This window comes from Glutamicibacter sp. 0426 (assembly GCF_001906485.1).
In the GTDB taxonomy this organism is placed as follows: Bacteria; Actinomycetota; Actinomycetes; order Actinomycetales; family Micrococcaceae; genus Glutamicibacter; species Glutamicibacter nicotianae.
Map to the genome: position 1 here is coordinate 32,609 of NZ_MPBI01000004.1, position 25,058 is coordinate 57,666.

The 25,058-nt window shown below is 63.3% G+C and carries 24 protein-coding genes; 14 read left to right on the forward strand and 10 right to left on the reverse strand.

Features of this window, described 5'->3' with window-relative positions:
* Nucleotides 1–113: 113 nt before the first annotated feature.
* The 6 genes from BKX98_RS11235 (at nucleotide 114) to BKX98_RS11260 (ending at nucleotide 5,617) form a co-directional block, all read left to right on the forward strand.
* Nucleotides 114–770 carry an RNA methyltransferase gene (locus BKX98_RS11235; RefSeq protein WP_038991996.1) on the forward strand — a complete coding sequence of 219 codons (657 nt, stop codon included), beginning with the start codon at nucleotides 114–116 and terminating at the stop codon, nucleotides 768–770.
* Between the two features lie 222 nt (nucleotides 771–992).
* Nucleotides 993–2,249 (forward strand): M23 family metallopeptidase, encoded by a 1,257-nt coding sequence (locus tag BKX98_RS11240; RefSeq protein ID WP_073707305.1) that lies wholly within the window; start codon nucleotides 993–995, stop codon nucleotides 2,247–2,249.
* Between the two features lie 196 nt (nucleotides 2,250–2,445).
* Nucleotides 2,446–3,468: a class II fructose-bisphosphate aldolase gene (gene fbaA, locus BKX98_RS11245; RefSeq protein WP_073707306.1), complete on the forward strand. Its 1,023-nt coding sequence runs from the start codon at nucleotides 2,446–2,448 to the stop codon at nucleotides 3,466–3,468.
* A gap of 2 nt (nucleotides 3,469–3,470) precedes the next feature.
* Entirely contained in the window at nucleotides 3,471–3,887 is a 417-nt protein-coding gene (locus BKX98_RS11250) for a DUF3151 domain-containing protein (protein ID WP_073707307.1), read from the forward strand.
* Nucleotides 3,888–4,130: 243 nt separating this feature from the next.
* Nucleotides 4,131–4,799 carry a DUF4956 domain-containing protein gene (locus BKX98_RS11255; protein WP_073707308.1) on the forward strand — a complete coding sequence of 223 codons (669 nt, stop codon included), beginning with the start codon at nucleotides 4,131–4,133 and terminating at the stop codon, nucleotides 4,797–4,799.
* Nucleotides 4,799–5,617, forward strand: coding sequence for a polyphosphate polymerase domain-containing protein (locus BKX98_RS11260; RefSeq protein WP_073707309.1), 819 nt, complete (start codon nucleotides 4,799–4,801; stop codon nucleotides 5,615–5,617). Before BKX98_RS11255 ends, BKX98_RS11260 begins: the two co-directional genes overlap by 1 nt.
* A gap of 18 nt (nucleotides 5,618–5,635) precedes the next feature.
* Here BKX98_RS11260 and BKX98_RS11265 read toward each other — a convergent pair whose 3' ends face one another.
* From BKX98_RS11265 to BKX98_RS11280, 4 genes are all read right to left on the reverse strand, one after another.
* Nucleotides 5,636–6,304, reverse strand: a complete 669-nt coding sequence (locus BKX98_RS11265) for a response regulator transcription factor (protein ID WP_073707310.1) — start codon at nucleotides 6,302–6,304, stop codon at nucleotides 5,636–5,638.
* Nucleotides 6,301–7,788, reverse strand: coding sequence for a cell wall metabolism sensor histidine kinase WalK (locus BKX98_RS11270; RefSeq protein ID WP_233125360.1), 1,488 nt, complete (start codon nucleotides 7,786–7,788; stop codon nucleotides 6,301–6,303). Before BKX98_RS11270 ends, BKX98_RS11265 begins: the two co-directional genes overlap by 4 nt.
* Entirely contained in the window at nucleotides 7,742–8,167 is a 426-nt protein-coding gene (locus BKX98_RS11275) for a hypothetical protein (RefSeq protein ID WP_073707311.1), read from the reverse strand. The genes BKX98_RS11270 and BKX98_RS11275 overlap by 47 nt, the downstream gene beginning before the upstream one ends.
* Before the next feature lie 71 nt (nucleotides 8,168–8,238).
* The gene (locus tag BKX98_RS11280) at nucleotides 8,239–8,655 is read right to left on the reverse strand and encodes an Lrp/AsnC family transcriptional regulator (RefSeq protein WP_233125361.1); all 417 of its coding nucleotides are present in this window, start codon (nucleotides 8,653–8,655) and stop codon (nucleotides 8,239–8,241) included.
* Nucleotides 8,656–8,852: 197 nt separating this feature from the next.
* Between BKX98_RS11280 and kynU the strand changes: the two genes are divergently transcribed.
* From kynU to BKX98_RS11295, 3 genes are all read left to right on the forward strand, one after another.
* On the forward strand, nucleotides 8,853–10,133 hold the full coding sequence (gene kynU, locus BKX98_RS11285) for a kynureninase (RefSeq protein WP_073707313.1): 1,281 nt from the start codon (nucleotides 8,853–8,855) through the stop codon (nucleotides 10,131–10,133).
* 123 nt (nucleotides 10,134–10,256) lie between these two features.
* The gene (locus tag BKX98_RS11290; protein ID WP_073707314.1) at nucleotides 10,257–11,639 is read left to right on the forward strand and encodes an amino acid permease; all 1,383 of its coding nucleotides are present in this window, start codon (nucleotides 10,257–10,259) and stop codon (nucleotides 11,637–11,639) included.
* A gap of 104 nt (nucleotides 11,640–11,743) precedes the next feature.
* Nucleotides 11,744–12,367: a thymidine kinase gene (locus tag BKX98_RS11295; RefSeq protein ID WP_073707490.1), complete on the forward strand. Its 624-nt coding sequence runs from the start codon at nucleotides 11,744–11,746 to the stop codon at nucleotides 12,365–12,367.
* A 9-nt stretch (nucleotides 12,368–12,376) separates the two neighbouring features.
* Here the strand turns inward: BKX98_RS11295 and BKX98_RS11300 are convergent, their stop codons facing one another.
* From BKX98_RS11300 to xylA, 3 genes are read right to left on the reverse strand one after another with little or no spacing between them, the layout of a single operon-like run.
* Nucleotides 12,377–12,910: a TetR/AcrR family transcriptional regulator gene (locus tag BKX98_RS11300; RefSeq protein ID WP_038991987.1), complete on the reverse strand. Its 534-nt coding sequence runs from the start codon at nucleotides 12,908–12,910 to the stop codon at nucleotides 12,377–12,379.
* Between the two features lie 33 nt (nucleotides 12,911–12,943).
* The gene (xylB, locus tag BKX98_RS11305) at nucleotides 12,944–14,398 is read right to left on the reverse strand and encodes a xylulokinase (RefSeq protein WP_073707315.1); all 1,455 of its coding nucleotides are present in this window, start codon (nucleotides 14,396–14,398) and stop codon (nucleotides 12,944–12,946) included.
* A gap of 41 nt (nucleotides 14,399–14,439) precedes the next feature.
* The gene (xylA, locus tag BKX98_RS11310; RefSeq protein WP_073707316.1) at nucleotides 14,440–15,627 is read right to left on the reverse strand and encodes a xylose isomerase; all 1,188 of its coding nucleotides are present in this window, start codon (nucleotides 15,625–15,627) and stop codon (nucleotides 14,440–14,442) included.
* Between the two features lie 130 nt (nucleotides 15,628–15,757).
* Here xylA and BKX98_RS11315 point away from each other — a divergent pair, with 130 nt between their 5' ends.
* The gene (locus BKX98_RS11315; protein ID WP_038991984.1) at nucleotides 15,758–16,993 is read left to right on the forward strand and encodes an ROK family transcriptional regulator; all 1,236 of its coding nucleotides are present in this window, start codon (nucleotides 15,758–15,760) and stop codon (nucleotides 16,991–16,993) included.
* On the opposite strand, the gene BKX98_RS11320 is transcribed toward BKX98_RS11315, so the two are convergent.
* Nucleotides 16,990–17,787: a MerR family transcriptional regulator gene (locus BKX98_RS11320; protein WP_073707317.1), complete on the reverse strand. Its 798-nt coding sequence runs from the start codon at nucleotides 17,785–17,787 to the stop codon at nucleotides 16,990–16,992. The genes BKX98_RS11315 and BKX98_RS11320 overlap by 4 nt on opposite strands.
* A 263-nt stretch (nucleotides 17,788–18,050) precedes the next feature.
* On the opposite strand from BKX98_RS11320, the gene BKX98_RS11325 reads away from it, so the two are divergent.
* Nucleotides 18,051–19,340: an adenylosuccinate synthase gene (locus BKX98_RS11325; RefSeq protein WP_038991981.1), complete on the forward strand. Its 1,290-nt coding sequence runs from the start codon at nucleotides 18,051–18,053 to the stop codon at nucleotides 19,338–19,340.
* A 112-nt stretch (nucleotides 19,341–19,452) separates the two neighbouring features.
* Here the strand turns inward: BKX98_RS11325 and BKX98_RS11330 are convergent, their stop codons facing one another.
* Entirely contained in the window at nucleotides 19,453–20,967 is a 1,515-nt protein-coding gene (locus BKX98_RS11330; RefSeq protein WP_073707318.1) for a sodium:solute symporter, read from the reverse strand.
* Nucleotides 20,968–21,334: 367 nt separating this feature from the next.
* Between BKX98_RS11330 and BKX98_RS11335 the strand changes: the two genes are divergently transcribed.
* The 3 genes from BKX98_RS11335 to BKX98_RS11345 all read left to right on the forward strand — a co-directional run bounded on the left by BKX98_RS11335 (nucleotide 21,335) and on the right by BKX98_RS11345 (nucleotide 24,213).
* The gene (locus BKX98_RS11335; protein ID WP_073707319.1) at nucleotides 21,335–22,990 is read left to right on the forward strand and encodes a thiamine pyrophosphate-dependent enzyme; all 1,656 of its coding nucleotides are present in this window, start codon (nucleotides 21,335–21,337) and stop codon (nucleotides 22,988–22,990) included.
* 274 nt (nucleotides 22,991–23,264) lie between these two features.
* Nucleotides 23,265–23,639 (forward strand): hypothetical protein, encoded by a 375-nt coding sequence (locus BKX98_RS11340; protein WP_038991978.1) that lies wholly within the window; start codon nucleotides 23,265–23,267, stop codon nucleotides 23,637–23,639.
* Between the two features lie 142 nt (nucleotides 23,640–23,781).
* A complete protein-coding gene (locus BKX98_RS11345; protein WP_073707320.1) occupies nucleotides 23,782–24,213 on the forward strand; it encodes an SRPBCC family protein in 432 nt (143 codons plus the stop codon).
* On the opposite strand, the gene BKX98_RS11350 is transcribed toward BKX98_RS11345, so the two are convergent.
* Complete coding sequence (locus BKX98_RS11350) at nucleotides 24,192–24,956, reverse strand: polysaccharide deacetylase family protein (RefSeq protein ID WP_083586799.1); 765 nt, start codon at nucleotides 24,954–24,956, stop codon at nucleotides 24,192–24,194. The two genes, BKX98_RS11345 and BKX98_RS11350, sit on opposite strands and share 22 nt — an antisense overlap.
* Between the last annotated feature and the right edge of the window lie 102 nt (nucleotides 24,957–25,058).

Sequence of the window (25,058 nt, forward strand, 5' to 3'; positions counted from 1 at the left end):
ATGTGGTGGGAGCTATCGGCACTGAAAGTATCCCCTTCTATTAAGAGATTACACAGGCTCGTGCAAATGCACCGTGAACAAGGGCACGAACATAACGAACTAGGCTTAATACTGTGAACGAAGAAACGCATGAACCAGTGAATGATCCCGGTGCGCAGCATGTCATCGGTGTGGGCCCCTGGGAAGGGGAGCTGCCTACCGACGGAAGATACGATCCGCAGCTGCTTGCCGAGGGCGACCGGCGCAACGTCGCGGACAAATACCGCTACTGGACGATGGACGCCATCATTGCTGATCTTGACGAACGCCGCCACGATTTCCATATCGCGATTGAAAACTGGCAGCACGATATGAACATTGGCACTGTGGTGCGCAGCGCCAATGCCTTCTTGGCCAAGGAAGTCCATATCATCGGCCGCCGCCGCTGGAATCGGCGAGGCGCCATGGTCACAGATCGTTACCAGCATGTACGCCACCATGCAACGGTGGAGGAGTTCGTTGCCTGGGCCGAAGGCGAAGGGCTGACCATTCTGGGCATCGATATCTTCCCGGATTCCGTTCCATTGGAAACCTACGATCTTCCGAAGAACTGCGTGCTGGTCTTCGGGCAAGAAGGTCCCGGACTCAGCCCGGAAGTCCATGCCGCGGCCAAGGACACCTTGTCCATCGAGCAGTTCGGGTCGACTCGTTCAATCAATGCGGCTTCCGCCGCCGGGATTGCCATGCACGCATGGGTGCGCAGGCACGTGTTTGGGCAAAAAGTAGGTTAACTGGAAATTTAATACTGGCGAGTTTAGTCGAGCATCTGGATTAGTTACCATTTTCGGCCTACGCTGGATTTTGGTTATGAAAATGTGATCTGGGAGAGGGCGGTCGTGAAACGACGTCATCAAGTGAACCACGACTTGTTGTTGCCGGGTTTGCCGCGACGCAGGAAACCATTGGTTATATGGTCGACTTCTATCGTCGCTGCGCTCGGGCTGACAGGAGCCTTGGCGATCCCAATCATGGCGCAGGTCGGAGATACCAGGCAGGGAAATATCCCCGTAGGCATCGACGCTGTCGCTGATCCGTCGATGTTCAACGGGCCTGTCTATGTCAGCGCCGACGCTCCACTGAATGCCTTCGGCGGTTCCGGCAAGGAACTGGCAATTGACGGACGTCCAGTGGGCATGATCGATGGCGCTGATGCTGAATCCGAAGCATCCGGCGATGACAACGAATCCTCCGCATTGCTCGCCGGCATGGTAGGTGAACTGGGCAAGCTGCCTGGCGACCTGCAGCTGATGCACCCGGTCAAGACGCGCAAGATTTCCAGCCCCTACGGCTGGCGTGCCAACCCAACCGGTCCGGGCAACCAGATCCACATCGGCCAGGACTACCCGATTGCCTGCGGCTCGCCCGTTTACGCTTCCGAGGCTGGAACGGTCACCGTATCCTCATGGGCAGGCCACTCAGGCATGCGTGTGACCATTGATCACGGCAGCAATGTCCAGACTGGCTACAGCCACAATTCAAAGTTGATTGCCAAGGTGGGGCAGCGGGTCGAACAGGGCGAGCTGATTGCCTTGGCCGGCACTACCGGCAACTCGACCGGTTGCCATGTGCACTTCGAGGTCATCATCGATGGCCGTTGGCACGATCCGCGCAACTACCTGCCAACCATTCCTGGACAGCGTCAGGCAATGATTAATTCGCAGCGCCTGACGGTCAACGCCGGCACCGCTCCGAAGGGCAACGGCTCCCAGACGACAGATCGCGCTCCAAGCGGCCCGGATCCAGATGTGATCGTTCCCGAGGACGATACTCCAGTCATTCCTCGGCCGAAACCGACCCCATCGGAAACGAAGCGCCCGTCGCCAAGCGAGAGCGAATCCCCAAGCGGTTCGCAGTCGCCAGATGGCTCGCAGAGCCCGGATAGCTCCAAGAGCCCGGACGAGTCGACAAGTCCCAGCGAGTCGCAGAGCCCAGAGGGTTCGACGAGCCCGGACGAGAGCTCGCCAACGGCGCCTGAAACGACTGCTCCTGAGACAAAGGCCCCTGCGCCCACTGAGGGATCCGAGGACGAAGCAGTTACGGATTCCCCAACGAATCCAGCTCCTGAGGCTGAAACGGATTCCTCGAAGCCGACGTCAACCGGAAGCGAAACTCCGAATGCGTCCAAGAGCACGGCGCCAGCTCCAAGCACAACGGGCACCACGCAGGTGGCTCCATCGGGAAGCAGTTCCCAGAGCGCAACAAACGAATAAAGAACGCAATAAGCCAACGGCCAACCGTCATGAGACTAGTTCTCGTCTGGGTTGGCCGTTCGCTTTGCCGTAAACCTCGGAAATCCCCGTGTCACGATCTGAGATTTAGGACTCAGACAGTGCCATAGCCGATAGGATGGATGGCGAACCGCCGTCAATGGAGACGCGTAACCTCGCTAATCACCAGGAGTGAAGCATGCCTATCGCAACCCCCGATAAGTACAATGCAATGATCGATGCTGCCAAGGCAGGCGGCTACGCCTTCCCAGCAGTGAACGTGACCAGCTCGCAGACTTTGAACGCCGCAATCCGCGGTTTCGCAGAGGCTGAATCCGACGGCATCATCCAGGTCTCCACCGGCGGCGCCGCATACTGGTCGGGTGCGTCCATCAAGGACATGGTTGCCGGCTCGCTGGGCTTCGCGGCCTTCGCCCGCCAGGTTGCCAAGAACTACGGCGTGAACATCGCGCTGCACACCGACCACTGCCCAGCCGACAAGCTGGACGGTTTCGTGTTGCCGCTGCTTGCCGCTTCGGAGGCTGAAGTCGCTGCAGGCCGCGATCCATTCTTCAACTCCCACATGTGGGACGGTTCGGCTGAAACCCTCGAAGAGAACCTGCGCATTGCCGCAGAACTGCTGCCGCGCACCCATGCCGCCAAGCAGATCCTCGAAGTCGAGATCGGCACCGTGGGCGGCGAGGAAGACGGCGTGGAGAACGCCATTAATGACAAGCTCTACACCACCGTCGAAGACGCTCTGGCCACCATTGAGGCCCTGGGCTCCGGCGAGAAGGGCCGCTACATCACCGCGCTGACCTTCGGCAACGTCCACGGCGTGTACAAGCCGGGCAACGTGAAGCTGCGCCCTGAGATCCTGAAGGACATCCAGGCGCAGGTCGGCGCCAAGATCGGCAAGGACAACCCATTCGACCTGGTGTTCCACGGCGGCTCGGGCTCCTCGGAACAGGAAATCGCCGATGCGGTCTCCTACGGCGTAATCAAGATGAACATCGACACCGACACCCAGTACGCCTTCACCCGCCCGGTAGCTGGCCACATGCTTGCCAACTATGACGGCGTGCTGAAGGTCGACGGCGAAGTTGGCAACAAGAAGACCTATGACCCACGCGTCTGGGGCGCCAAGGCCGAGGAATCCATGGCTGCCCGCATCGTTGAAGCTGCCCAGCAGCTCGGCTCGGCCGGAAAGTCGCTGAAGTAACCATGGTCGGAGAAAACCTGCTGGGCATCCCGGAAACCCTGCTTCCGGAAGAAACCGAAGTGCTGGCACGCCACGAAGCCGGGGACGAAGCCGCGGACTTGGCGGCAAAATTCCCTGCCTCGTCACTGGCTTGGGCACTGCTTGCCAACGAAGCGCATAACGAAGGCCGCATCGTGGAGTCCTATGCGTTCGCACGCGTGGGCTACCACCGCGGCCTGGACTCGCTGCGCAAGGCCGGCTGGCGCGGACAGGGCCCGGTGCCTTGGAGCCACGAGCCGAACCGCGGCTTCCTGCGCTCGCTGTACGCGCTGGGCCGGGCGGCTGCTGCCATCGGGGAGACCGAGGAAGTCGAGCGCATCGGCAAGTTCCTGAACGACTCGGATGCTACCGCCAAGGCTGAAATCGAAGCCGGCAAGTAGCCAATTTCGCAACACCGCTCGGCGGCTCTTCTCGCAAGGAGAAGAGCCGCCGAGCGGTATTTAACGCAGGCTTCCAACCCTGCGAAGGTCTCGTCGTCACCTTCAACAAACAGCAAACCGGCAGGTCATGACTCATTAAGAAACATGAGGGCGTTCTCATGTTGTTCTACTTCCGGACTCATCTAGTTCACCTAAAGTTCATTTCGAAGAGATCATCACCTCACGTCTTCGAAAGGGAGAGCAATGTTGTCATTCTGGATGGGACTGGCGTCCAACATCATCGGCATTACGGTTCTCGTGTACTTCGTATACTTCCGCCGCCACTTCCGCCGCGACCTCGTGCTGGCCTACATCGCCTTGAGCATGGGCATCTTCGCCGTCACCTTGCTGCTCTCGGGCAGCGGTGCGGGCATGGGGCTGGGTCTCGGCCTCTTCGGCATCCTCTCGATCATCCGCCTTCGGTCCGACACCTTGACCCAGGAAGAAGTGGCCTACTACTTCATCTCGCTGGCCATCGGCTTGGTCAACGGCCTGCACCCGGAACCTGCATGGCTGGCTCCGGCAGCGACCGCGGCCCTGGTTCTGGTGATGTTCCTTGCCGACCACCCGAGCTTCGCCCCGCGCACCGAACGCCAGACCGTGACCCTGGAACGCGCCTACCCGAAGAAGGTCGACCTGCAGGCCGCGCTTGAAGAACTGCTGGATGCCAAGGTGCTGCGAACCGTGGTTGTCGAGCTGGACATGGTGCGCGACCTGACCATCGTCGATGTCCGCTTCCGCACCAACGCCGCCGGCAGCAAGCCTGCGTCCAAGGCCAGCGCCTCCGAGAGCTTCTCCGGCACCTATGAACTGGCCAACAGCCAGACCGCCCCGGCCACGCAGAACGGAGCGAAGCAGGGGTCGTGGTCTTGATGACTGCCCTTGCCGACAAGCGTATGGACCTCGCCTCCTCCCAAGCCAGGGCGGCTCTGGAGGCAGCCGTCATCGGCCGGGAGCCAATCAGCCTCGAAGATGTGATCTCCGAAGCCGCGCTGCAGACCCGCGTCGACAAGAAGTTCCTGCTGACCCCGGAGGAATTCACCGCGCTATCCGAGCGCTTGGGCGACCAGTTCAAGATCATGCAGATCGACGGCCGGCGCACCTTCCGCTACGAATCGGTGTATTTCGACACCGAGGACTACGACCAGTACCGCGCCCACCGCCAGGGCCGGCGCCGGCGCTACAAGGTGCGCTCGCGCACCTATGCGGACACCGGGCTGTCGATGTTCGAGATCAAGACCAAGGGGCTGCGTGGCGCCACGGTGAAGCACCGTGTAGAGCAGGACCTGGACACTGCTGGCGAACTGACCAAGGAAAACCGGGAATTCCTCGAATCGGTGCTGCGCAGCGAGTACGGGCAGGAGGCACCCCAATTGCAGCCGGTCCTGGACAGCGCCTACCGCCGCGCGACGTTCGTGAACCCGATCGATGGTGAACGGCTGACCTGCGACGTCGAGCTGGAATACGCCCATGGCGAGGCGAAAGTCGACGGGCCGGACCTGATTGTCGTGGAGACCAAGTCAGCCGACGGCCGCGGCGTTTCGGACCAGGCCCTGGCAGAGCTGGGCATCCGCGAGGTGTCGATGTCCAAGTACTGCATCGGCATTGCGCTGCTGAACCCGCAGCTGCCGGCCAACCGCTGGAGCCGGTTGCTGCAGCAGAGCTTCGTCCCGGACCCGGCGCTGCGCTAGCACCGGCAGCGGATTCGGCTACCGTTCCGAGGCTAGACGGTAGCCGAATCCGCGCACCGTCTCAAAGCGTTCAGTGCCGAGCTTGTTGCGCAGGTAGCGGACATACACGTCCACCACGTTGGAACCGGGGTCGAAGTCATAGCCCCAGACCCGGGACAGCAGCTGCTCCCGGCTGAGCACCTGTCCGGGGTTGCGCAAGAACGCTTCGGCCAGCGCGAACTCGCGTGCCGACAGGTCGACCTCGCGTTCATCGACCGTCACGCGGCGGCGCAGCAAATCCATATGCAGGTTCTCGTGGGTCAGCGAAGACACCTCGGGGGCATTGTCCTCCGAGCGAAGGCGCAGGCGTACGCGGGCCAGCAGCTCGTCGAAGTGGAACGGCTTGGCCATGTAGTCATCGGCGCCGTTCTGCAGGCCGGCGACCGTGTCTTCCACGCTGCCGCGCGCGGTCAGGATGATTACCGGCGTATCGATCTGCGCGGCGCGCAGGCGGCGCAGCACCGAGAATCCGTCCTCATCGGGCAGGCCCAGATCGAGGATGATCAGCTCATGGTCGCCTTCAATGGCCTGGCTGAAACCGTCATGCCCGGTTTCCCCGATGGATGAGGTCAGTCCCGCGGCACGCAGCCCCTTGGCAACGAACGAACTGATGCGCGGCTCATCTTCAATAATCAGTATCTGGCTCATGCTTCCTTGCTTCCAGTCGACAACGGCATGTCAATGTAGAACGTGGATCCCTTGCCATGCTCCGAATTCACCCACACTCGCCCGCCGTGGGTTTCAGCGATGGCCTGCACGATGTTCAGCCCCAGGCCGGAACCGGAGGAACGCACAGAGTTCTGGCCACGTCCAAAGCGCTCGAAAATGCGTTCAAGATCTTCGGCCTGGATGCCCACGCCCGCATCGGAAACCCACCAGCGCAGGGTGGTGTTGCCCTGGCCATCGCGGACAATCTCGTTGCCCAAGCCGATGCGGCTGCCCTCGGCCGAGAACTTCACCGCATTGGCGCACAGCTGCAGCATGGCCTGGGTGGTCCGGACCGGGTCGAGCGACACGGTGGCTTCGGTGCGGTAGTCGACGCGCCACTGGCGCGGTCCCAGGCCGCGGGCCTTGTCGAGGATGTCGTCCAGCAGCTTGCCGACTTCCGTCGGCTCAACCTGGAGGAAGTCCATGCGGTTGGATTTCGCCAGGGTCACCAGGTCGTTGATCAGCAAGGACATGCGCCCGAGCTCGTCCATGGCGATATCGCGGCTCTGCGCGACATCTTCTGGATCGCTGGGGTCCATCAGTTCCAGATGCCCGTTGATGATCGTCACCGGCGTGCGCAATTCGTGCCCGACATCATCGAGCAGCTGGCGCTGCGAGCTCAGCGCGCCTTCCAAGCGGTCCAGCATCTCGTTGACAGTGACGGTCAATTCGGCGAACTCGTCATTTCCGGAAACCTCGATGCGCTGGGAGACATCGGTCTCGGAAATCTGCTGCGCGGTGGTTTGCAGGCGGCGAATCGGGTCGAGCATCCGTCCCACCACAAGCCAGGCGGCCAGCGCGGCGACGAGCATGACCGAGCCGCCGACGGCGGCGTAGATCATGAAGTTGCGGTCGTTGGCGATGGCCTCGGCCGAGTAGTCGTAGGCCAGCACGAAGGCGCCGTGCTCATGGTCGGCAGGAAGGCTGACCGGAACGACCACTGCGCGATAGGTAGTGATGTCCGTGTCTACAGTTCCCAGGCGGATATGGTTGGCATCCTGGACGGTTCTGGCCCATTCGAGGAACTCCGGATCATCTTCCAGCCGGGTGTTGACGATATCCGGTGCGGTCCAGCGCACCTTGTTGCCAACCAGTGCGAGCATGCCCTGCTTCGGCGACGGCAGGGTGCGCTGCATGGCGATGTACAGCAGGTCCTCAGCGTGCTTGAAGCGCTCCATGGTCCGCGGGTCGACACCGGTTTCGGTGAGGACCTTGAATTCCTTGACGGTGCGGGTCAACGACTCGTCGAGGCGTTCGTTCAGTTCGTGGCGCTGCACGGCAAAGCTTGCGGTGCCCGCCACCAGCAGGGCCAGGCCCACGAGCAGCATCATGCCGGTCAGCACCCGGGCCCGGATGGACCACCGGCGTTCGGGTGAGCTAGTCATCGTCACCGTCGTCGTCGGCTTCTTCGTAGTCGTCGTCATCGTCGTCATCATCGTCGTACTGGTTGCCGGATGGAGGCAATGGGACGACGGTCTTCTTCGGCGGGGGTGGCGGAGCAGGTTTCGGTTTCGGCTTGGGAGTAGCGCTCGGCTTGGGTTTCTCCGAAGGCTCCGGCTTTTTCGAGCTGCTCGGGCTGGACGACGGCTTCGGGGATTCGGTCGCCGCGGCGGAAGGCGAGGAGGATGGGCCGTTGGGGGTGCTGCTGGTCGGAGCAGGGGTGGCTTCTTCGAAGATGAACCCTTCACCGAGGTCTTGGTCCGCCGGGCCTTCCAAGGCTTGGCTGATTCCGAACGCGCCCAGGCATACGACTGCCACGACAGCGATCGTCGCAAAGACACGGCGCAAAGCTTCCTTTCCCATGTTTTTCATTGTGGCTGAAATAAATGAGATCCAGATGAGAGATGCCGTTAGATGACGAAGGCTTCCCGGTGCTAGGCCAAATGCTCGAAGATGATGACCGTCTGGGTGGAAGCGAACGCGCGGTTGGACCCCAAGTGCGTGGCCACGAATGTCCGCAAATCTTCGATGCTCCGGGTCGACACCCGCACCAGCAAATCCGGCGACCCGCCGAGTACGAAGACTTCCTTGACCTCGGCGAGCTCCTTGAGCTGATGCGCCGAGGACAGCAGGCGGTCCCGGGCAGCGGAGGAGACCACGACGGAGATCATGGCGTTGACGGCAACGCCGAGCAGCCGCTCATTGATCGCAGCGTGGTAGCCGGTGATCACTCCCGCCTTGGAGAGGGCCTTGACCCGGCCCAGGCAGGTGGAGGGTGCCAGTCCGACCTTTGCGGCCAGGACATTGTTGGCGATCCGCGCATCCTGGCTCAGCTCAGCAAGGATGGACAAGTCCGTTCCGTCGACACGAACAGGATTCGGCAGGGCGTCGCCTTGAATCGTCCATAATGAACCTGGCACGGCTGATCAACTCGATTCTTCTAAAAAGTTCAGTTCTACTCGCACAGTATCGAATCTGATTCTACGATGGATTCATCATGGAGAACTGGAAGTTTTCCATCATTTACCGTGGCCGAACAGGAGATCCAATGACCACCCCACTGACCCGCCAATCGCTTGCACAGTTGGACGCGGCAGACCCGCTGGTGGCGTTCGGCGACCGCTTCAACCTCCCGGAAGGCGTCATCTACCTCGACGGCAATTCCCTGGGTGCGCTGCCCAAGGGAGCAGCCGAACGGGCCGCCCAGGTAGTCACCGAAGAATGGGGCCAGGGCCTGATCCGTTCATGGAACACCGCCGGCTGGTTCGAGATGCCGCTCAAGCTCGGCGACAAGCTGGGGCGCCTGCTGGGCGCGAACCCCGGCGAAACCGCGATCACCGACACCACCACGCTGAACTTGTTCAAGGCCCTGGCCTCGGCACTGCGCACGCAGAAGGCCGATGCCCCGCAGCGCCGGGTGATTCTCACCGAACGCGACAACTTCCCAACCGACATCTATATCGCCGAGGGCCTGGCCGATCTGGTCAACTCGCTCTCGCAGGAAACCGGCGTCGCCTACGAGGTGAAGCTCATCGATTCTGCGGAGTCGCTGCGTGCCGCACTGGACGAGACCGTGGCTGTGGTGGCCCTGTCGCACGTGAACTACCGCACCGGATCCATGTGGGACATGGATGAAGTGACCGCGGCCATCCACGCCTCGGGCGCCCTGGTGGTCTGGGACCTGGCCCATGCCGCGGGGGCGGTGCCGATCGACCTGAATGCGGCAGATGCCGACTACGCCGTGGGCTGCACCTACAAATATCTCAATGGCGGACCGGGCTCCCCGGCGTTCATCTGGGTCAATGCCCGCCACCACGAACGCTTCTGGCAGCCGCTGTCCGGCTGGTGGTCGCACAAGTCGCCCTTCGAGATGGCCGACAGCTACACCCCGGCCAACGACATCCGCCGCTTCATGTGCGGCACCCAGCCGGTCACCTCGCTGGCAATGATCGAAGCCGGCCTGGATATCGCGCTGGAAGCTGACATGGGCAAGGTGCGCGCCAACTCGCTGGAGCTGGTGGATCTGTTCATCGAGCTGGTGGAAACCCGTTGCGCCGGTTACGGTATGGAACTGGTGACTCCGCGCGAGCATGCAGCCCGCGGCAGCCATGTCAGCTTCCGCCATGAGCATGGATATGAAATCATCGCCGCACTCATCGACCAGGGCGTCATCGGAGACTACCGCGAGCCGGAAGTCCTGCGCTTTGGTATCACCCCGCTGTACCTGACGCGCACCGATATCTGGGATGCCGTGGAGAAACTGCGTGAAATTCTGCACACCAATGCGTGGCAGCGCGAAGAGTACGCCGTGCGTAATGCCGTGACATGACGCAAATTCCGCCGGTTTTGGGCCATCCCGGGGCCGAAGCCGGCGAATCAGCGCGGGAGTAACCTTGAGAGCAGCACGGCATTTTCGATGCCGTGCTGTTCGCATAGGTCTAAGGGAGCATTGTTGGGCAAGCAGCCGGTACGCGCCACTGAAGTCGGTTCGGGGTTGAAGAAGTCGCTGACTCCTGGGCAGATGTCCATGATCGCGCTGGGCAGCGCCATCGGTACCGGCCTTTTTGCCGGCAGCAAGCTCGCCATCGCCATGGCCGGCCCTTCGGTGATCATCAGCTACCTCATTGGCGGCGTCGTCGCCCTGCTGGTCATGGGCGCCTTGGCGGAAATGACTGTCAAGCAGCCGGTGGCCGGTTCCTTCGGCGTCTATGCCGAACGCTACCTGGGACGGTTCGCCGGATACCTGACCAAGTACCTGTACTGGTCGGCGCTGATCTTCGCGGTGGGCACCGAAGTCAGCGCCGTGGGCGAGTACATGCAGTACTGGTTCCCCGCAATCCCCGGGCTGGTTTGGGTCCTGGTCTTCTCGGCCGCGCTTTTGGGAGTGAACTTCTCCAGCGTGAAGATCTTCGGAACCACCGAATACTGGTTCTCCGCGATCAAGGTCTTCGCGGTGATCGCGTTCATCATCATCGCCCTCTGGCTGGTCTTCCACGACCCCAACGACCAGTTCGGGTTCCACAACTATTCGGCCGAGGGCGGCTTCTTCGCCAACGGCCTGTTCGGCATGTGGAGCGCTGTCATCGTCGCGATCTTCTCCTACATGGGCGTCGAGGCGATCTCCATTGCCGCCGCCGAGGCGAAGAACCCCAAGCTCGCGGTGCGCAAGGCCTTCAAGGTCTCCTTCCTGCGATTGCTGCTCTTCTACGTGTTCACCATGTCCCTGATCCTCGCGGTGGCCCCAACCAGCGAACTGCTGGCCGGGGGTTCGCCATTTGTCACCGTGATGTCGCAGATCGGCATCCCGTTCGCCGACTCGGTGCTGAACTTCGTGCTCATCATCGCAGCGCTCTCGGCGATGAACGCCCAGCTGTACGCGGCCACCCGGATGCTGCATTCGCTGGCTGATTCCGGCCACGCGCCACGCCTGGCGCACCGGACCAACCGCGCGGGCGCACCGGTGCACGCGGTGTGGATGTCAGCCGGCGGCATCGCTGTGGCGGCAGGGGTGTATGCGATGGTCCCGGAGGGAGGCTTCGGCATCATGATGTCGCTGGCCACCTTCGGCGCATTGGCCACCTGGTTCATGATCCTGCTGACCCATGTGTCCTTCCGCCGCCAGGTGCGCCTGGAGAAGGCAGCACTTGAATTCAAGCTGCCGGGCTACCCGGCCGCCTCGATGCTCGGCGCAGTGCTGCTCGGCGGCCTGCTGGTAACTTCGTTCTTCGTGCCGGAATTCAAGTACACGCTGATCTTCGGTGTGCCTTTCGTGATCGTGATGTCGATGCTCTACAAGCTGGTCTTCGCCGGGAAGAAGCAGCCGGCGGCGAAGTAGCGGAGCTGGCCGCCGCGTGCTGTTCCACTGGAGAACGGCGGCACGGCACTAAGATCTTAAAGGGCGTGCCAGTTGGCAGGTGCCGCAACTATCGAGGAGCAATGGTGGCCAAGCTGTATTTCCGCTACGGAGCGATGAACTCGGGCAAATCCACGAGCTTGCTGCAGGCCGCCTTCAACTACGAGGAACGCGGCCAGCGCATCCTGCTGGCCAAGCCCGGGATCGATACCAAGGGCGAGAGCTCCATCGTTTCCCGGCTCGGCATCGAACGCGAGGTCGACTTCAGCGTGGGCCCGGAAGAGAACCTGCGCGAGAAGTTCGCGGCCCACAGCCTGGGCGATGACCCCGATGCCCTGCTGCCGCATGTGGATGCGCCACCGGTGGCCTGCCTGCTGGTGGATGAAGCGCAGTTCCTTTCCCGCACCCAGGTCGATGACCTGTTGCGCATCGCCGTGCTCGATGATGTCCCGGTGCTTGCCTACGGGATCCGCACCGACTTCCGCACCCGTGCCTTCCCTGGCTCGGCACGCTTGATGGAGCTGGCGCACTCCCTTGAAGAGCTGAAGACCATTTGCCGTTGCGGGCGCAAGGCCATGTTCAATACCCGCCGCTCGGGGGAGACGATTGTCTTTGACGGGGACCAGGTCGCGATCGACGGCGAAGAGGTCTGGTACGAGTCGCTGTGCGCCGCCTGCTATCTGGAAGCGTCCGGCGGCAACCTGGGCTAGCTTGGCGAGCTAGCCGATGAGGCCGGCAACTGCCCGCTGCAGGCCCCAGTCGAAGCCGTCAGCCAGCGGTGCGTCGACATCGAGCTGGACGAGGTTCTGCCGGTAGGCCACCGAGCCGAGCACGTGGTTCAGGATCAGCTGCTGCCCATGGCGGGCGTTCTCGGCAGCCAGGCCCGCCGCTTCCAGCAGGGCGCGAAGCTGCAGGACCGGTTGCAGTTCGGTGGCCTGCATGGCGGTGGCGACTTCAATGACCTCGGGGCTGTCCTGGATCGGCAGCAATGCGAGGTAGAGCTTGCGCGCCAGCTGGAGGATTGCCTCGGCAGGGGAAGCATAGTCGGCGGCAGCCACCGACAACGCAGGGGTGTTCAGCAGCTGGGCGGCAACCTGCGCCAGCAGCTCCTGCTTGTTCTTCACATGCCAGTACAGGGCGCCGACCTGGACATCGAGTTCCTTGGCCAATCGGCGCATGGACAAGTCAGCCAGCCCGAACTGCTGCAGGATGCCAACCGCGGTGTCCACGACCGTTAACTGAGTCAATGCCATGGTGACAAGTCTAGTCGCACCGCCGGTGCGCGCTCAGGCGCCAAGCTCCGTGCGGGCAAGGAAATCGTTGCGGAACTGGCTGGAAGCCAGTGCGCGATAGCGTTCCAGTATCTGCGGGGCCGGTTCCATTGCCGGGACTTGGGCAGTGCCCTGGGCCCAATTGGGGAATTCCCCGGCCAGTACGCCGGCCGCCTGGCGGGCCGCCCCATCGGCGACGTATTCACCCGGCGCCGGGAGCAGGATCGGCAAGCCGAGGATCTGGGCGGCGATTTGCTGGACCGCGCGGGACTGCGCACCACCCCCGACAAGGATGATGCGCTGCGCTTCAACCCCTTGGGCTTCCAGTGCGCGCAGGCCGTCGGCTAGCGAGCAAACCACCGCTTCCACGGCGCTGCGGGCCAGATTCGCGGCGGTGTAGTTGGCTCGGGTGATGCCATGCAGCGAGCCGGTGGCCTCTGGCAGGTTCGGGGTGCGCTCGCCGTCGAAGTAGGGCAGCAGCACCAGGCCGTCGCAGCCCGGGGCGGCGGACAGTGCCAGGTCGTTGAATTCCTTGAGGCTGACCTGCAGCAGGTTGGCGGTGGCGTCGAAGATGCGGGTGGCATTCAGGGTGCATACCAATGGCAGGTAGTTGCCGGTGGCGTCGGCGAATCCTGCCACCAGGCCGGAGGCATCTGCCGAGGGGGAACCGGCAACTGCGAAGACGGTGCCGGAGGTGCCCAGGGACATGACGACGTCGCCCACCTGCGCGCCTACGCCCAAGCCGGCCGCGGCGTTATCGCCGGCACCGGGGCCGATGAGTGCCCCGGAAGCGGTGCGGCCGATGGATTCCAGCGGTCCTGCAACCTGCGGCAGCAGCGGGACATGGCCCAGGTGCTGCGCGAGCGCCTCGAAGTCATAGGCGTTTTCGGTGGCGCGGTAGTAGCCGGTGCCCGAGGCATCCGAGCGGTCGGTGCGCAGGGCCGCCAGTCCGGTGGCCCCGGAGCCGGGGCCGTAGCCGGCCAGCCGCCAGGACAGCCAATCGTGCGGCAGACAGACGGCCGCGACCTTGGCCGCGTTCTGCGGCTCATGGTCCTTCAGCCAGCGCAGCTTGGCCAGCGTGATCGAGGAGACCGGGACGGTGCCGGTGCGCTGCGCCCAGTACCTGGCGCCCACCGCGGCATCGCCCTGGCCTGCCTCGGCGATGATCTGGCTGGCCGCCTGCGCGCTGCGCGTGTCGTTCCACAGCAGTGCCGGGCGGATCACCGCCCCGCTGGCGTCGAGAACCACCATGCCATGCTGCTGCCCGCCCACCGAGATGGCATCCACGTCATCCAGGCCCCCGGCCTGGGCGATCGCTTCCTGCAATGTGCTGTACCAGGCTTCGGGGTCCACTTCGCTGCCCTCGGGGTGCGCGGCACGGCCGGAGCGGACCAGGGCGCCAGTTGCGGCGTCGCGGATGAGGACCTTGCATGACTGGGTGGAGGAGTCTATGCCGGCAACGAGCGTCATTGTTCTTAGGCTGCTTTCTGCGGTGGGCGGGTGCTGTAGGTTCAGCGGGCGTTGAGCAGGTGCTCGATGGCCAGCTGGTTCAGGCGGATGAACGCGAAATTGCGCTGCGCGGCGGCGTTGGCGTCGAAGTCGGCGAAGCTCGCCGCATCGGCCATCAGCTGCTGCGCACTCTCGCCGGCGCCCAGGGTGCTTTCGCCCAGCTCGAACACGCCCGAGAGCTCCATGGCCTCCTGTACCTCGGGGTCTGCGCGGAATGCGGTGGCGCGTTCCTTGAGCATCAGGTACATGGACATGTTGGCCTGGGCCGAGTCCCACACACCGTCGTAGCCGTCGGTGCGCGATGGCTTGTAGTCGAAGTGGCGCGGGCCATCGTACGTAGGCCCGCCGTTCGGGAAGCCGTTTTCCAGCAGGTCCACGGTGAAGAAGGCGCTGGCCAGGTCGCCGTGGCCGAAGACCAGGTCCTGGTCGTACTTGATGCCGCGCTGGCCGTTGAGGTCGATGTGGAACAGCTTGCCGGCCCATAGTGCCTGGGCGATGCCGTGGGTGAAGTTCAGGCCGGCCATCTGCTCATGTCCGGTTTCCGGGTTCAGCCCGACAATGTCGCCGTGTTCCAGCTGCCCGATGAAGGCCAGGCCGTGGCCGACGGTGGGCAGGAAGATGTCGCCGCGCGGCTCATTGGGCTTCGGCTCCAGCGCAATGCGCAGGTTGTAGCCTTTTTCCTTGATGTAGCCGGCAGCGGTGTCCACGCCTTCGCGCATGCGGTCCAGCGCCGCGGCCAAATCCTTGGAGCCATCGTATTCGCTGCCTTCGCGCCCGCCCCACATGACGAAGGTTTCGGCGCCCATTTCGGCAGCCAGATCGATATTGTGCAGCACCTTGGCCAGCGCGAAGCGGCGGATCGAACGGTCATTGGAGGTGAAGCCGCCGTCCTTGAAGACCGGGTGGCTGAACAGGTTGGTGGTCACCATCGGGACCTTCAACCCGGTTTCCTCCAGCGCCGTGCGGAAGCCTGCCAGGATTTGTTCACGTTCCGCCTCGGTGGCGTCGAAGGGAACCAGGTCGTTGTCGTGGAAGGTGATGCCGTAGGCGCCGAGCTCGGCCAGCTTGTGCACAGCTTCCACCGGATCCAGGTTCTCGCGGGTGGCGACGCCGAACGGGTCGGCGCCGGTCCAGCCCACGGTCCACAATCCAAAAGTGAAGCGGTCGGCGGCGGTTGGCTGAAGGGTCATGGGATGCATCCTTGGATCGGGGTGGGGTGGCTTCCACCATTTAGTTTATGTTCTGAACTATATGGGTGGCCATGCGCTAGAGTCAATAGCGAAGAACATCAGTCCGGTCGCCAATTTCCCAGGAGCAGGCATGCGCACGACAACAGCCAAAACCCAGCCTGCGCCGTCCACGGCGCCGGGCAGCGTGGGGGATGTCCGCAAGGCGAACCTGGCCAGGGTGCTTGCGGTGATTGCCGGGGCCGCCAGCGGCCAGCGCCTGTCCCGCGCCGATATCGCGGCCCGCAGCAAGCTCACCAAGGCCTCGGTATCCAGCCTGGTTGCGGATCTGCTGGAAACCGGCCTGGTCATCGAAATCGGGGTGCACCGCGACGGTGAACGCGGCAGGCCCTCGGTGGGGCTGGTGCTGAACCCGGCACGCTGCGTGATCGGCATGGAAATCAATGTCGACTACATCTCCGCCGGGTTGGTCGACCTGTCCGGGAAATTGCTGGATCACCGGATCGTCGCCCGCGCCAACGGCACAGCCACCACCGAGCGGGTCATGGCTGCCCTCGGCGAGCTGAGTGCCGAGATGCAGCAGGCAGCCACGGCCCAGGGACTTGAAATCCTGGGCGGGGCGCTCGCCGTGCCGGGCCTGGTGGACGAGGAAAAATTCATGGTGCTCCAGGCCCCGAACCTGGGCTGGGCGGACCAGGTGCTGGATGCCGCGAAGCTGCTGGCCGAGCCGAAGACCCGCGTCCGCCTGTTCAATGAGGCCAATGCCTCCGCGCTGGCGCAGCTGCAGCTGATGGAGCCGGGCCAGCGGGACTTCCTGTTTGTTTCCGGCGAAGTGGGCATCGGCGGCGGCGTGGTCATCGACGCGCAACTCTTCACCGGCCCGCAGGGCCACGCGGGCGAACTGGGCCACGTGGTGATCCAGCCGGGAGGCAATCCCTGCAGCTGCGGCGGACAGGGCTGCCTGGAAACCGTGGCCGGCCAAGAAGCAATCCTGGCGGCCGCCGAATCGGCCGATTCCGCGCACGGCCTCTCGCGCCAGCAGCGCATCGGCAATTTCTACCGGGCCCTGGAGGGGGGAGAAGAAAAAGCGCTGCGCGCGGTGGCCGAAGCCGGAACCGCGGTGGGCATCGCCCTGGCCTCCACGCTGCGCCTGTTCAATATCTCCACCGTGGTGTTCGGCGGGCATTTCGCCGCCCTGGAACGGTGGCTGCTGCCGGCGGTCCATGAGGCATTGCAGGCCCACGCGCCGGGCATCGCCAGCGAAGCCAAGCTGGCGTGCTCGCCGCTGGGGCAGGCCGGCGCCTTGGCCGGCGCGGCGCGAAGCGTGGTCGGGGACCTGCTCGAAGCCCCGCACCAGCTGGTGGCCTAGGGTGCGCTGACCGGCTGCTGCAGCTCGGTCACCCAATCGGCCTGGTCTTCCGACGCGGCCCGCAGATACACTTCGCGGCACGGCCCGGAGGGCACCAGCCCGCGGGCCAGCACCTCGTCATGCACCGCCTGCCAGCTTTCGTGGATGCTGTCCATGGCCCCCAGATGCATTCCGCAGATGGCCTCGGGAACCGCGGGCAGCTCGATGATTTCGGCGCCGTCGACGGCGTCAGCCGTGCTGGCGTACCCGGCAATGACTTCCATTCCGGACTCGCTGCCGGTGTACTGCGCAATTGGCGTCGCCAGGCTCTGGCCCTGCAATGCCTGGGCGACACGGTCGAACACTCCACCGATCAGCCCGGCGATCTGGGGTTGCTCGGCCACCGTGAAGCGGCCGGCGGCCAAGCGTACCGCAGGCAGCGGCTTATGGATGATTTCAATGCGTGACATGAGTTTCTCCTTCGAGATCAAGCGCAGGCGCCGTTGCACATCCTGCAACCGCTGCGTGGCGAGCCGGTGTTCGGCCTCGACCTGCGCAGCACGGTGCCGCAGGTGCCCAGCAATCTCTTCCGTGGTGGCTCCCTGATCCAGGATCGAGGAAACCTCCTCTAGGCCGAAGCCCAGTTCGCGCAGCGCAACGATCTGGTGCAAGCGCTGCAGCTGGGAGGGGTCGTAGGAACGGTAGCCGGTGAACGGGTCCACGTGGGCGGGTTTGAGCACCCCGGCGGTATCCCAGTGCCGCAGCATGCGGTGGGTCACCTGGCCGATTTGCGCAAACGCGCCGATGGATAACATGCTTCAGTTCTCCGCCCTCACATTGTGTCAGGGTCAAGTTTGCTTGAAAAAGCCGCGGATATCCACGAATAACCCCGGCTCCGTGACCTACAGCTCGAGATTCGCTAATCGTTTCGGTAAACTTTGGTCGTAAGAGCCCCTAACTCTTGCAACGGACCTCCGGGTTTCAGTGAGCAGGACAGGGGCATATTTTTTGCCCGGCACCGTGCCGGGACGGCGCTAAGCACGCCGCAACCGCTGCTTAAAGCAAGGGGGAGGATCCCATGCCAGCAATCGTGATCGTCGGAGCCCAATGGGGCGATGAAGGCAAAGGAAAGGCTACCGACCTGCTCGGTGGCAAGGTCGACTACGTAGTGAAGCCAAACGGCGGCAACAACGCCGGGCACACAGTGGTCGTAGGCGGCGAGAAGTACGAGCTCAAGCTCCTTCCAGCCGGCATCCTTTCGCCGAACGCCACTCCGATTATCGGCAATGGCTGCGTGGTGAACCTTGAGGCCCTCTTCGAAGAGATCGATGGCCTGGAGTCCCGCGGTGCCGATACCTCCAAGCTGCGCGTTTCGGCCAACGCCCACCTGGTCGCCCCTTACCACCAGACCATGGACAAGGTCACCGAACGCTTCCTGGGCAAGCGGGCCATCGGCACCACCGGCCGCGGCATCGGTCCCGCCTACATGGACAAGGTCGGACGCCTGGGCATCCGCGTGCAGGACGTCTTCGACGAATCGATCCTGCGCCAGAAGGTCGAAGGCGCGCTGCGCCAGAAGAACGAGCTGCTGGTCAAGATCTACAACCGCCGCAGCGTCGAGGTCGAGGAAATCGTCTCGTACTTCCTGTCCTACGCCGAGCGCCTGCGCCCGCTGGTCATCGACTCCACCTACGAGCTGAACAAGGCGCTGGACGAGGACAAGGTCGTGCTGATGGAAGGCGGCCAGGCCACCTTCCTGGACGTGGACCACGGCACCTACCCGTTCGTGACCTCTTCCAACCCGACCGCCGGCGGCGCTTCGGTGGGTTCGGGCATCGGCCCGACCCGCATCACCCGTTCGATCGGCATCATCAAGGCCTACACCACCCGCGTGGGTGCCGGTCCGTTCCCCACCGAGCTGTTCGACGACATGGGCATCTACCTGCAGAAGACCGGCGGCGAGTACGGCGTGAACACCGGCCGCCCGCGCCGCTGCGGCTGGTACGACGCGGTGCTGGCCCGCCACGCTTCGCGCGTGAACGGCTTCACCGACTATTTCGTGACCAAGCTGGACGTGCTCACCAACATCGAGCAGATCCCGGTCTGTGTGGCCTACGACGTGGATGGCGTGCGCCACGACGAGATGCCGATGACCCAGACCGAGTTCCACCATGCGAAGCCGATCTTCGAGTACTTCCCGGGCTGGACCGAGGACATCTCCGGGGCCAAGACACTGGAAGACCTGCCGGAGAACGCCCGCAACTACATCCTGGCCCTGGAGAAGATCAGCGGCACCCGGATCTCCGCCATTGGCGTGGGTCCTGACCGCGACCAGACCATCGTGCGCCACGATCTGATCAACGACTAGTTCCGACAGTTACGCGGAAACCCCCAGTAGGAGCATCCTGCTGGGGGTTTCCTCATACCTGTCATAAGCGGAGTACCGGTGCCCAGAGGAGAACCTTCCGCCAGCGGAGCGGCTACGGTTCGACGCTGACGCCTTCTTCCTTGGATTTGCCCGAGACCCGCAAGTTCCACTGGGTGAGCACCTTGGAATCGGTGGCCTTGGTGACAGCGGAGACCACGGCAAAGGTCGCCGCGGAGGCGATCAGGCCGTAGTAGATCGGTTCGTTGGCGTAGACGCCATCGAACTTGTTCTCAGCTTGGATCTCCAAGATGATCATGGTGCCCAGCGTGACCACGGTGCCCACGGCCATGGACGCAGTTGCGCCCGCGCCGTTGCCGCGCTTCCACAGCAGGCCGCCGATGATGGCCACCAGCAGGCCGCCGACCAGGATGTCGTAGGCGATGGTCAGCGCGGCGACCACGTCGTCGACGAGGATCGCCAGGGTCACCGTGACGATGCCGAGGACCAGCACCCAAATGCGGTTCGCCCGCACGTCGTGCTCCGGGTTCAGATCGGTGTTCACCTGGATATCCTTGCCGAACCAGCTGGCCACGAATGGGGTCACGTCGGTACGGGCCACGGTAGCCGCTGCAATCAGCGCGCCCGACGCGGTGGACATCATCGCGGCCACGGCGGCGGCCATGACCAATCCGCCCACGGCTACCGGCAGCAGCTGGGTGGCGACCTCGGCGTAGACCACGTCCTTGTTGTCTGCCGCCCCGACGATATCCGGCAGGGCGACCTTGGCCGCCATGCCGATGAGCGCGCCGGCGATGCCATAGACGATGCAGTAGATCCCGGCGGTGATACCGCCCCAGCGGGCGACCTTCGGGGTCTTCGCGGTGAACACGCGCTGCCAGATGTCCTGGCCGATCAGCAGGCCCAGGGTGTAGACCACGAAGTAGGTGATGATGGACTGCACGCCGATGCCGGTGATGTCGAAGAATTCTGCACCGATGCGTTCGCGGATGCCGTCCAGGCCGCCGGCGGCATGCATGGAGAATGGCAGCATCAGGGCGAAGATGCCGATGGTCTTGATGATGAACTGAACCTGGTCGGCCAGGGTAATGGACCACATGCCGCCGATGGTCGAGTAGACGACCACGATGGCGCCGCCGATGGCGATGGCCAGCCATTTCTCCCAGCCGAAGAGCACCACGAAGATGGTGGCGTAGGCGCTGGTGGAGGTGGCGCAGAGCATCAGCGTATAGGCCAGCATGACTATGCCGGAGGTGTTGGTTGCTGTCTGGCTTCCATAGCGCAGGGAGAGCATCTGCGAAACGGTGAAGACCTTGAGCTTCTGCAGCGTCGGGGCGAATGCGAGCGACAGCAGGATCACGCCGGCGCCGATGGCGACCACGAGCCACATGCCGGAAATGCCCCACTTGTAGCCCAGGCCCACACCGCCCACGGTGGAGGCGCCGCCAAGCACCACTGCGGCCATGGTTCCGGTATAGAGGAACGGGCCGAGGCGGCGGCCGGCCACCAGGTAGTCGCTGCTGTTCTTGGTGCGGGACTTGCCCCACCAGCCAAAGGCCAGCATAGCGGCCAGGTAGGCGGCGACAATTGCGCCGTTGATGAATTCCATGGAGAACCTCGATGTCCGGGCGCATGCAGCGCTTACCGTAAGTAAACTTTTGTTGCACCATAGGCTACTCGCGCTCAGGCCGCCGATCAATGAAATTGGCAATTGTTGCCTGCTGCCCGGCTCGCGCCAGCCGTAATGTGATGAATCAAACTGTTCCATCCAGTGAAACTTTCTAGACATTTTGCATCGAAATATGATTCACGTACGGCATCGTGTCACATATGCGTAGCATTCGACCGGCAATGTGTGCAGTCGCAGCTTGTTTAGTACTGTTTCAGGTTGACGCAGCGTTGCATCCTTGGCCAGCAGGGCCGTTTCCCCGCCGTTGCGTCAGATGATTTCTCGAAACCAGAAAGACGCCTAGAAGATGAGTGAAAAAGGTCAGGGCCTGACGAAGAAGTCGGCCGGACACGTCATTGTCGACACGCTTGCCGCGCACGGCGTGGAACGAGCCTACGTAGTACCGGGTGAAAGCTACCTGGATGTCCTGGACGGGCTGCATAACTCGCCAATCGAAACCGTGGTCTGCCGCCACGAAGGCGGAGCCACCTACATGGCCGAAGCGGAAGGCAAGATGCACCAGCGTCCCGGCGTTGCCATGGTGACCCGCGGACCCGGAGCCGCCAATGCCCACGTCGGCCTGCATACCGCATGGCAGGACTCGACCCCGCTGGTGCTGTTCGTGGGATTGATCCCGTTCGAGCACCGTGAAAAGGAAGCCTTCCAGGAATTCGATCCGAAGGCATGGTTCGGCACCGGCGCCAAGCGCGTCATGATCCTGGACCACGCCGATCGCGCCAGCGAAGTCGTCGCCGAGGCAATGTTCGCCGCGATGTCCGGACGCCCGGGCCCGGTGGTCGTCGGCCTGCCTGAAGACATCATCCGCAACGAAATTTCTGCCGAAATCCACCCGGAAATCCCGGTGGCCACCGGCGGCATGACCGTAACCGACTGGAAGGCGCTGAACTCCGCCCTGCAGGAAGCAGACAAGCCGCTGTTCATCTTCGGCGGCAACGACTGGTCCCACGAGGGCGCCGCGGACTTCACCCGCTGGCTCGAGGAGCACGACCTGCCGGCCGCTGCCGAATGGCGTTGCGAGGGCACCGTGCCTTTCAGCTCGCCATCCTATGTCGGACCGATCGGCTACGGCCGCCCCAAGCCGACCTATGATCTGCTGGAGGAAACTGACCTGCTGATCTTCGTCGGCACGGTTCCAGGCGATGTCATCACCGACGGCTTCAACGTCCGCCAGAACTGGGACAAGAAGAACTTCCTCGTCACCATCGACCCGTCGCTGCGCGGGCGTTCCGGCCCGGTATCGCACCAGATTGTCGCCAAGCCTGATGTCTTTGTCCGCGACCTGCTGCTGATGGATCTGCCGGTCAAGGAATCCTGGAAGGAATGGACCTCGCGGATGCGTGGCGAGCAGGAGAAGTTCGCCGAGCTTCCACCGGCACAGCCATCCGAAGGCCAGGCGAAGATGGCCACCATGATGGCCAATCTGGTCGAATCCCTTCCGGAAGATGCCATGGTGACCTTCGGCGCCGGCGAGCACACCAACTGGGCCCACCGCTACTTCCCGACCAACGGTTACGCTTCCATGCTCTCGGCACGCAACGGTTCCATGGGCTACTCGATCCCTTCGGCGGTCGCCGCATCGCTGAATTACCCGGGCCGCCGCGTGGTGAGCATCGCCGGTGACGGCGAGTTCTTGATGAACGGCCAGGAGCTGGCTACTGCCGCCCAGTACGGCGCCACCCCGCTGGTGATCATCATGGACAACCAGCAGTACGGAACCATCCGCACCCACCAGGAACGCCAGTACCCGGAACGTGTCTCCGGAACCCAGCTGCTGAATCCCGACTTCGCGTTGATGGCGCAGTCCTTCGGCGGCTTCGGCGTCCGCGTCGAGGATGATGCAGATGTTCCGGCGGCACTGGCAAGTGCGCTGCGGGCTATCGACGAGAATAAGCAGTTCGCGTTGATCCACTTGGTGGTGGAGCAGGGCGTCAAGGCCTACTAGGCGCTTGCTCTCTTCAGCAAACCGTCTGGTCTGCGATGCGCAATTCCAGCGGGTATCGTTTTGGACGATGCCCGCTGGACGCTTTTAACCAGGAAGCCGAGGCAGGCCCGAACCTGGTACTGTCCAGCCGCCCGTTTCAGGCCACCGCCGTAGCGCGTAGAAGATCACAGCTGCGCGGGCCGTTCTGTCTTGGCACGCGCCCGCTGAGGAAATAAGATGAATTGCTACCGAATCCCGTGAGCACTAGAACCCCGACCACGAGGTGGATAATCTGATGGCACAGATGAGCGAAGAGCTCATTGAGCAGTGGGCCGACGCGACTGCTGAAATCTACAATGAGTCCCTGACTGGCATTAACCTGACCCGTCTGCCTGAGGCAGTGGCTCAGTACGTCGAACTCTTCGCGCAGAGCGAGAACCTGACGTTCAACGGGGATGCCACCCCCACCGATTACTTCGACAATCACCCGTTCCTCGCAGTGACCGCAGTGCTCAACAGCCCTGAGGCGATGGAGGTGCTGGATTCCGACGCGCAGGACGCATTGGACGCTATGGCCGACTTCACCGAGGCCTGGTACAACTTCGACCTAGAGAACGAGCCCGAACTGGGCATCTCCGAGGCAGATGACGACGGCGACGAAGACTGGTAAGTCTTCCCCCGGCTAAGGCCGGCACCCAGCAGCACCATGCTCGCTGGGTGCCGGCCTTTGCCGTTGGATAGCGGGAAATGGATCGCATGGCAACAGCCATGGAACTATTCCATTTGGCCGCCGAGGGTGGCACTATTCGCATATGAGCCAGTTCAGCGTCTTCGAGAGCACCGTGGTCATCCATCTGCCGGTGCACCGTGTCTGGGAGCTGCTTACCGATTGGGCGGCGGCACCCTTGTGGATCCATGGGATCGGTTCCATGCATTCGGACGACCCGGAACTCAAGGTCGGCACCAACCTCGTGTACCGCGTGGCCGGGCATGAACGCGTGTATCGCGTCCATGACCTTATCGAGAACCGCCTGCTGATCCTGCATACCTCGGAAAATCCCGATGGGCTCTCCTACCGCTACGACCTGAAGGATGACGCGGGGCACACCGAGGTAGTGCTGCAGGTGGCGATCATCAATCCGGACCTGACAGTGGAGCAGTGCGAGGAGCTGGCGGCGAATATTCGTGAAAGCGAAGGCGACAAGCTGGACCAGCTGCGGCTCTACGCAGAGCAGGCTCCCTGAGCGGCAGCCGGCGCCGAGGCGTAGGCCTTCGAGTTCTCCAGCTGGCCATTGAAGAGCTGGTCCACGGTGACCGGGGTGTAGCCAGCGGCCTTCAATTTCTTCGCCAGATCCGGCACGGCCTTGACTGAGCTCTCATGGATGTCATGCATCAGGATGATCGATCCCGGCTGGACTTCGTCCATGGCGATGCGCACGGTCTTCTTCGGATCATGGTGCTTCCAATCCAGGGTGTCCACATCCCATAGCACCAACGGGTAGGGGACCAGTCGATCATAAACGGCGCCGTGGCTCCCATAGGGAGGCCGGAAGACGGTCGGCTTCTTCCCGGCAGCCTTTTCCACCGCATCGCTGGTCCACCCCAGCTCATGCTCTATCTGCTCCCGGGTCAGCGATGTGAGATCCGCATGGTCCCAGGTGTGGCTGCCCAGCTGGTGGCCTTCGGCAGCCATGCGCTTGACCGTCTCGGGGTACTTGGCGATGTTCTTCCCGACGAGGAAGAAGGTCGCTGGCGCATCCGCCGCCTCCAGTTCGTCGAGCAGCCGTCCGGTGTATTGGCCGGGACCGTCATCGAAGGTCAGCGCCACGCAGCGGGCCACGGTGCAGTCCACCTGCTCGCTGGTGGCAGAGGCGGTCGGTTGCGCATCGGGCGCAGGTGCAGATACCGGGGAACATGAAACCAGGCAGGCCAGTGACAGCGGCAGCAGCAGGGACCGGCGCGCCACGCCGGGCAAACGGGAAATCATCCTTCCACCATCTCGCCATCCCGCAGCGATGCCCGGGACCTACACGCCCAAAGCCGCTGGGAATTTGATCCGTGCTCGCCTAACGCCAGCTGGCCGGAGCCT

What these genes read in the sequence shown, in the direction of transcription:
- fbaA (WP_073707306.1), top strand. Translation starts at nt 2,446, where the DNA reads ATGCCTATCGCAACCCCCGATAAGTACAATGCAATGATCGATGCTGCC.
- BKX98_RS11330 (WP_073707318.1), bottom strand. Translation starts at nt 20,967, where the DNA reads ATGGAATTCATCAACGGCGCAATTGTCGCCGCCTACCTGGCCGCTATG.
- BKX98_RS11340 (WP_038991978.1), top strand. Translation starts at nt 23,265, where the DNA reads ATGGCACAGATGAGCGAAGAGCTCATTGAGCAGTGGGCCGACGCGACT.
- BKX98_RS11350 (WP_083586799.1), bottom strand. Translation starts at nt 24,956, where the DNA reads ATGATTTCCCGTTTGCCCGGCGTGGCGCGCCGGTCCCTGCTGCTGCCG.
- xylB (WP_073707315.1), bottom strand. Translation starts at nt 14,398, where the DNA reads ATGACGCTCGTTGCCGGCATAGACTCCTCCACCCAGTCATGCAAGGTC.
- BKX98_RS11250 (WP_073707307.1), top strand. Translation starts at nt 3,471, where the DNA reads ATGGTCGGAGAAAACCTGCTGGGCATCCCGGAAACCCTGCTTCCGGAA.
- BKX98_RS11300 (WP_038991987.1), bottom strand. Translation starts at nt 12,910, where the DNA reads ATGGCATTGACTCAGTTAACGGTCGTGGACACCGCGGTTGGCATCCTG.
- BKX98_RS11275 (WP_073707311.1), bottom strand. Translation starts at nt 8,167, where the DNA reads ATGGGAAAGGAAGCTTTGCGCCGTGTCTTTGCGACGATCGCTGTCGTG.
- BKX98_RS11255 (WP_073707308.1), top strand. Translation starts at nt 4,131, where the DNA reads ATGTTGTCATTCTGGATGGGACTGGCGTCCAACATCATCGGCATTACG.
- BKX98_RS11320 (WP_073707317.1), bottom strand. Translation starts at nt 17,787, where the DNA reads ATGTTATCCATCGGCGCGTTTGCGCAAATCGGCCAGGTGACCCACCGC.
- BKX98_RS11315 (WP_038991984.1), top strand. Translation starts at nt 15,758, where the DNA reads ATGCGCACGACAACAGCCAAAACCCAGCCTGCGCCGTCCACGGCGCCG.
- BKX98_RS11345 (WP_073707320.1), top strand. Translation starts at nt 23,782, where the DNA reads ATGAGCCAGTTCAGCGTCTTCGAGAGCACCGTGGTCATCCATCTGCCG.
- xylA (WP_073707316.1), bottom strand. Translation starts at nt 15,627, where the DNA reads ATGACCCTTCAGCCAACCGCCGCCGACCGCTTCACTTTTGGATTGTGG.
- kynU (WP_073707313.1), top strand. Translation starts at nt 8,853, where the DNA reads ATGACCACCCCACTGACCCGCCAATCGCTTGCACAGTTGGACGCGGCA.
- BKX98_RS11260 (WP_073707309.1), top strand. Translation starts at nt 4,799, where the DNA reads ATGACTGCCCTTGCCGACAAGCGTATGGACCTCGCCTCCTCCCAAGCC.
- BKX98_RS11270 (WP_233125360.1), bottom strand. Translation starts at nt 7,788, where the DNA reads ATGACGACGACTACGAAGAAGCCGACGACGACGGTGACGATGACTAGC.
- BKX98_RS11325 (WP_038991981.1), top strand. Translation starts at nt 18,051, where the DNA reads ATGCCAGCAATCGTGATCGTCGGAGCCCAATGGGGCGATGAAGGCAAA.
- BKX98_RS11335 (WP_073707319.1), top strand. Translation starts at nt 21,335, where the DNA reads ATGAGTGAAAAAGGTCAGGGCCTGACGAAGAAGTCGGCCGGACACGTC.
- BKX98_RS11265 (WP_073707310.1), bottom strand. Translation starts at nt 6,304, where the DNA reads ATGAGCCAGATACTGATTATTGAAGATGAGCCGCGCATCAGTTCGTTC.